This window comes from Vibrio lentus (assembly GCF_002875945.1).
GTDB classification, from domain to species: Bacteria; Pseudomonadota; Gammaproteobacteria; order Enterobacterales; family Vibrionaceae; genus Vibrio; species Vibrio apostichopi.
The window spans coordinates 95,506-101,547 of sequence record NZ_MCZK01000160.1 but is presented as its reverse complement, the minus strand read 5'-3'; the positions used below and the strand labels follow the sequence as shown (position 1 = coordinate 101,547).

The window sequence follows — 6,042 nt, the reverse complement described above, 5'->3', positions numbered from 1 at the left end:
TGCTCTTAATCTTTTCGTATCTCGTTCACCCGCACCCCGTATCTGCTCTTATTCCCTTCGAATCTCGTTCACTCTCATCCCTCATCTGCTTCTAAGCTTTACCCTGTACAAAAATCCAGTAAAATGCTTGAATAGATTATTCCTCTTACGTTTATGAGCCTTGTTATGTCACAGCTTTTATCTGCTATCCCTCTCAACTCTTTGTCTGGAGTCGGCGCAAAAGTCGCAGAGAAACTGGAAAAGGTTGGGCTTAACAATGTACAAGACCTATTGTTTCACCTGCCGCTACGCTATGAAGATCGAACGCGTATCTATCCAATCGTAAAACTGCACGCTGGCCTTTGGGCTGCGGTGCAAGGCAAGGTAATGCACGTCGATACCATTTTCGGCAAACGTAAGATGTTGGCGGTAAAAATCAGTGATGGTAACGGCACCATTACCTTACGCTTTTTCAACTTCACCGCGGGTATGAAGAATAACTTTGCCGAAGGCAAACAAGTCCATGCCTATGGTGAGATCAAGCGCGGTAATATGGGGCTTGAGATCGTTCACCCTGACTACAAATTCTTTGCGCCTAGGCAACAGCCAGATGTTGAAGCCAACCTGACTCCGGTATATCCAACTACCGAAGGACTAAGACAAGTCACGCTGCGTAACCTTACCGATCAAGCTCTAGAGTTAATCGACAAGGCCGCGGTTAATGAGCTTTTACCATCAGGTTTATACGACCACCAAATTACCCTTGCGCAAGCTTTGCATACCATTCATAGGCCACCTCCAGGCATTGACCTAGAGCTGTTTGATGAAGGTAAACACCCCGCGCAACTGCGTCTGATTATGGAAGAGCTACTGGCTCAAAACTTATCGATGCTGTCAGTCCGTAGCAAAGGACAGCAAGACAAAGCAATGCCTTTTCCTCCGGCGAACACCCTCAAAGACAAGCTATTGGCTCAGCTGCCGTTTTCTCCAACCAATGCTCAAGCTCGGGTGACCAAGGAGATCGAGGCTGACCTTGAAAAGCCTCACCCGATGATGCGTTTAGTGCAAGGTGATGTGGGCTCAGGTAAAACCTTGGTTGCTGCATTGGCGGCAGTTCGCGCACTGGAACATGGCCAACAAGTGGCATTGATGGCACCCACCGAACTACTGGCAGAGCAGCACGCAATTAACTTTGCCAACTGGTTTGAAGCTATGGGCATTCAAGTTGGGTGGCTAGCAGGTAAACTCAAAGGCAAAGCTCGTGAGACCGAGCTGGCGCGCATTGCCAGTGGCGAAGCACAAATGGTGGTCGGTACTCATGCGCTATTTCAAGAGCATGTCGAGTTTAACAACCTTGGTTTAGTGATCATTGATGAGCAGCACCGATTTGGCGTCCACCAGCGACTAGAGCTGCGTGAGAAAGGCGCGAAGCAAGGTTATTACCCTCACCAACTGGTGATGACTGCAACCCCAATTCCACGAACGTTAGCGATGACGGCCTATGCCGATCTCGAAACCTCGATTATTGATGAATTACCACCGGGACGAACCCCAATTCAAACCGTCGCGATTCCTGATACCAAACGTGATGACATTGTTGAGCGCGTGCGCAATGCCTGTCTCAATGAAGGTAAACAAGCCTACTGGGTTTGTACTCTGATTGATGAGTCGGAAGTATTAGAAGCACAAGCCGCAGCCGACACAGCAGAAGAGCTGCAACGCACCCTGCCTGAGGTGAAAATAGGTTTAGTTCATGGCCGAATGAAGCCTGCTGAGAAACAAGCGGTGATGCAGGAATTCAAAGACAACAAACTGCATCTATTGGTTGCGACAACCGTGATTGAAGTGGGTGTGGATGTTCCAAATTCGAGCTTAATGATCATCGAGAACCCAGAACGCCTAGGCCTAGCACAACTGCACCAACTACGTGGCCGTGTTGGCCGAGGTTCAGTCGCAAGCCATTGTGTACTGCTGTATCACTCTCCGCTGTCTAAAACAGCTCAGAAGCGCTTAGGTGTGCTGCGTGAAAGTAACGATGGCTTTGTGATAGCTCAACGAGATTTAGAGATTCGTGGCCCCGGTGAATTGCTTGGTACCAAACAAACAGGCTTGGCTGATTTCAAGATTGCCGACTTAGTCCGTGACCAACGCTTAATTCCTGAAGTGCAGCGCATCGCACGTCATATTCACGATAGCTACCCAGACAATGCCAAAGCAATCATCAACCGTTGGTTGGGTGAACGCGATGTTTACTCTAAGGCTTAATGAGCAAAATTAACGTCATCTAAAACGTAAAAAGGCTTCTCTCAAGGAAGCCTTTTTTCTGAGCGTTACTTTCATCAAGCAAGAACGAGATTCCCTATTCGCTCGTTCCTCACGATAGGGAATGACGCAAAGAAAAAATGCGAGTTGTGTAACCCGATTACTCCCGCCAACCTCACTCTGTCGCTATCCCGTTCTCTAGCGTCATCCCCGAGAGGGAAGAATGACCGAGTCGGGGATCTCTTAACAACTCCCCGAACCAAAGTCATCGTAATCACACAAACCGATGACAACTAAGGCTTAACAGGGAAACTGATCTGCGCTTTTAAGCCACCTTCACTGCGATTATTGACCACCACAGCACCTTGGTGCTGACTGACAATACGTTTAACAATAGCTAAACCCAAGCCGGTACCTTCACTGCCACGAGCGGTATCACCACGCGTGAACGGTTCGAACAATTTACCCACTTGGTCTTGTGGGATCCCTGGGCCATTGTCTTCAACGGTTACCCAAGCCAGTTTATTATCGGCCGTCATCCCCGTAGAAACCTTCACCCAACCATTGCCATAACGCAGAGCATTCACCACCAAATTACTCACGGCACGCTTCATCGCAATTGGATTGCCTAATGCGGGTTTCATTGCTTCCGGAATGTCAGTTTCAATCTGTATCTCGTAGCCGCCCTCTGAACTGGAAACTTCACGAGCAATATCATCGACAAATACCGCTTGGAATGAATCTCGATCAACGGGCTTTAGGTAGTCCATAAACTGACTGATGATCTCGTTACACTCTTCGGTATCACTGATGATCCCTTCCGCTAAATAGCTGTCTTCTGGCGACATCATCTCGGTCGCTAAGCGAATACGAGTCAGTGGTGTACGCAGATCATGACTGATACCCGCCATCAGCAAGGCTCTATCTTCTTCGAGTTCTTGAATGCCTTTCGACATCTGATTAAAGGCTCGGGTTACCGAGCGAATTTCTTGCGCACCTTGTACTGGTAGTGGCGGTGGAATGTCGCCACGCCCTACTCCTTGTGCCGCTTTCTCTAGCGCAATCAACGGACGGTTTTGTAATCGGATAAATAGCCAACCACCAGCAACAATCAACAACGCCATGATCAGGCTGTTACGGAATAGAGGTGCAAAGTCTTCCTCTTGTAATTCAGACAGAGGAATGCGAATCAATGAGTTAGGCAGCTGTGCAATGTCCATCCACAGCACATAACTCTCTTTGCCGAGAATCAGCCGAACTTCCGTTTCAGAACCTAACTCTTTGGTCATTTCCTCACTCATTAGGTCAATCGCCATCGCATGGTAATACTCACCCGATGCTTCACTGTCTTTGGCGTGAACGGTCACCCCAAGCTGCTCAAGCACACGCTGGCGCAGTGGCGCATCGATTTCGATATCACTCCCTTGATCCAACACTAGGTTTAACTCGTGAGCCAGAATCTTATTGAACTGCTGCAAACTCGGCATCAAGGCATAGTTGAACACGGCGTAATAAGAAAAAACTTGGCTAGCAACCAGTAAGGTTAAGAAAAGCACTATCGACTGAGTAAAGGAGCTACGTATGCGCATAGGAGACCTAAAGTGAGGGATGATAAAGGGATATAGTGGGAACTATAGCTGTAAACCATTGTGCTGAATACAAAACGGGCCATCACATATTAATGAGATGACCCGTAAATAAAGAATTCTGATTCACAGAATCGATAAAGCGGCTTTTGAGCTTATAAAGCTAGATTACACAGCTTTGCCATCTGGAACGAATACGTAACCCAAGCCCCACACGGTTTGGATGTAGCGAGGTTTACTTGGATCTTCTTCAACAAGACGACGCAGACGAGAAATCTGAACATCGATAGAACGTTCCATTGCTGAATATTCACGGCCACGCGCCATGTTCATCAGCTTATCGCGAGACATTGGCTCACGAGCATTCGTTACCAATGACTTAAGTACCGCAAATTCACCCGAAGTAAGAGGCATAGGCTCTTCACCGCGGAACATTTCACGCGTACCTAGGTTCAGGCGAAACTCACCAAACTCAACCACAGACTCTTCTGTGCTTGGTGCGCCCGGTGCTTCAATCACCTGGCGACGCATTACCGCTTTGATACGAGCAAGCAGTTCACGCGGGTTAAATGGTTTTGGCAGGTAATCATCAGCACCCACTTCCAAACCCACAATACGATCCACTTCGTCACCCTTTGCGGTAAGCATTAGGATTGGCAGCGAGTTGTTTGCGTTTCTTAGACGACGACAGATCGACAGACCGTCTTCGCCCGGTAACATTAAATCCAATACCATCAAGTGAAAATTTTCACGGGTTAACAGGCGGTCCATCTGCTCACTGTTTGCCACGCTACGCACTTGAAAGCCTTGCTCTGACAGATAGCGTTCTAACAATGCACGTAAACGAGCATCGTCATCGACCACTAAAATTTTGTAGTTTTCTTGCATGTAATGGTTCCACCTATTAAAGCTCAAACCTAAGGTTAAGCATTCTTGGTACATTGTATATTGGTATAAGACATTAAAAATGTAACATTATTGGAGAAAAAGTCGCCTAAATAATTGTTAACGTATGTTGCCTTTCTATATATTCTATCTTAGATCATCATTTCATTAAGTCAGATTTATGAAAACCAAACTTATCACCCGAGAAGGTTATAACAAGCTCAAAGCAGAGCATGACCACTTATGGCACGAGAAACGTCCTGAAATAACTAAGATAGTCACTTGGGCTGCAAGCCTTGGAGATCGTTCAGAAAACGCAGATTACACGTTCAATAAGCGTTTACTTCGTCAGATTGATCGCCGAGTACGTTTCCTACGCAAATTCCTACCAGATGTCACCATCGTGGATTACTCGCCACAACAAGAAGGTAAGGTATTTTTCGGTGCTTGGGTCGAAATTGAGAATGATGATGGGGAAATTAAGAAGTTTCGTATTGTAGGACCTGAAGAGATCTACGGCGATGCTAAAGGCTATATCTCTATCGACTCACCAATGGCTAGAGCTCTGCTCAAGAAAGAAGTGGATGATGAGTTTACGGTAACCACACCGGAAGGCGACAAAGAGTGGTTCATTAACGCGATTCACTACGTAGAAAGTTAACCGTCCCGTCCTCTGACTTGCCTACAGCAGCCAACGACAGAAGCTAAAGCACACGCTCTAAAATCACAAACTCCAGATAAAAGAAAACCCCGCTAGGCTTTCGCCTGACGGGGTTAAGTCTCTATCGCAGCAATCCAGCTACTGTTTATCTCTTAGAGATAAGGTGCTCCCTGCATCTTTCCTTGATAGTGGCTAAATCCTTTAACCAATTTCCTTTTTGTTCATCGCCATCCTAGCGGTGTCCATTCTAGCCTGTCATCCTGACTGGCGAATCTCATCCAGAGATTATAACTTCCTTGCTGACCACTCATCCTAAGTAATCAAATCTTCATCCTGAAGATACCTAGTCCATTAGGCTTTTTCCTGTTCCTGCCAACTCCCTGTCGACAAGTTAAATATTACGGTATTTGGGCGACTTTCCTAGACAGTCCCAAAAAACATTTCAGGTGAGAAATACGCCCACAAACACACAACCGATTAAAATCAGCAACTTAGATTCGTTTTAAGACGATTTCATCGATTTAAAGTGACTTAGTCGCACACCACGTGTGAGAGATCTCGCACAAAGTGGGTATCACAAACGGAAATTAGACTTCTGACAGGATAATTACACAGCCAAAGCTAGAAAAAGCGTACGCTCACCCCCATGTATTTGTCATGATATTAAAT

4 protein-coding genes are annotated in these 6,042 nt (G+C 46.6%); 2 read left to right on the top strand and 2 right to left on the bottom strand.

The genetic code is table 11. From position 1 onward, the window contains the following. Window positions 1–165 precede the first annotated feature (165 nt). A complete protein-coding gene (gene recG / locus BCT49_RS20925; RefSeq protein WP_102437908.1) occupies window positions 166–2,244 on the top strand; it encodes an ATP-dependent DNA helicase RecG in 2,079 nt (692 codons plus the stop codon). 290 nt (window positions 2,245–2,534) lie between these two features. On the opposite strand, the gene envZ is transcribed toward recG, so the two are convergent. Continuing rightward, complete coding sequence (gene envZ, locus BCT49_RS20920) at window positions 2,535–3,830, bottom strand: two-component system sensor histidine kinase EnvZ (protein WP_102437906.1); 1,296 nt, start codon at window positions 3,828–3,830, stop codon at window positions 2,535–2,537. A 165-nt stretch (window positions 3,831–3,995) separates the two neighbouring features. Beyond that, a complete protein-coding gene (gene ompR, locus BCT49_RS20915; RefSeq protein ID WP_009848007.1) occupies window positions 3,996–4,715 on the bottom strand; it encodes an osmolarity response regulator transcription factor OmpR in 720 nt (239 codons plus the stop codon). Window positions 4,716–4,893: 178 nt separating this feature from the next. Here ompR and greB point away from each other — a divergent pair, with 178 nt between their 5' ends. Beyond that, window positions 4,894–5,373, top strand: a complete 480-nt coding sequence (gene greB / locus BCT49_RS20910) for a transcription elongation factor GreB (RefSeq protein WP_065113304.1) — start codon at window positions 4,894–4,896, stop codon at window positions 5,371–5,373. Window positions 5,374–6,042: the final 669 nt, after the last annotated feature.

Excerpts from the sequence above, each read along its gene's own strand:
- ompR (WP_009848007.1), bottom strand. The coding sequence starts at position 4,715 with ATGCAAGAAAACTACAAAATTTTAGTGGTCGATGACGATGCTCGTTTA.
- envZ (WP_102437906.1), bottom strand. The coding sequence starts at position 3,830 with ATGCGCATACGTAGCTCCTTTACTCAGTCGATAGTGCTTTTCTTAACC.
- greB (WP_065113304.1), top strand. The coding sequence starts at position 4,894 with ATGAAAACCAAACTTATCACCCGAGAAGGTTATAACAAGCTCAAAGCA.
- recG (WP_102437908.1), top strand. The coding sequence starts at position 166 with ATGTCACAGCTTTTATCTGCTATCCCTCTCAACTCTTTGTCTGGAGTC.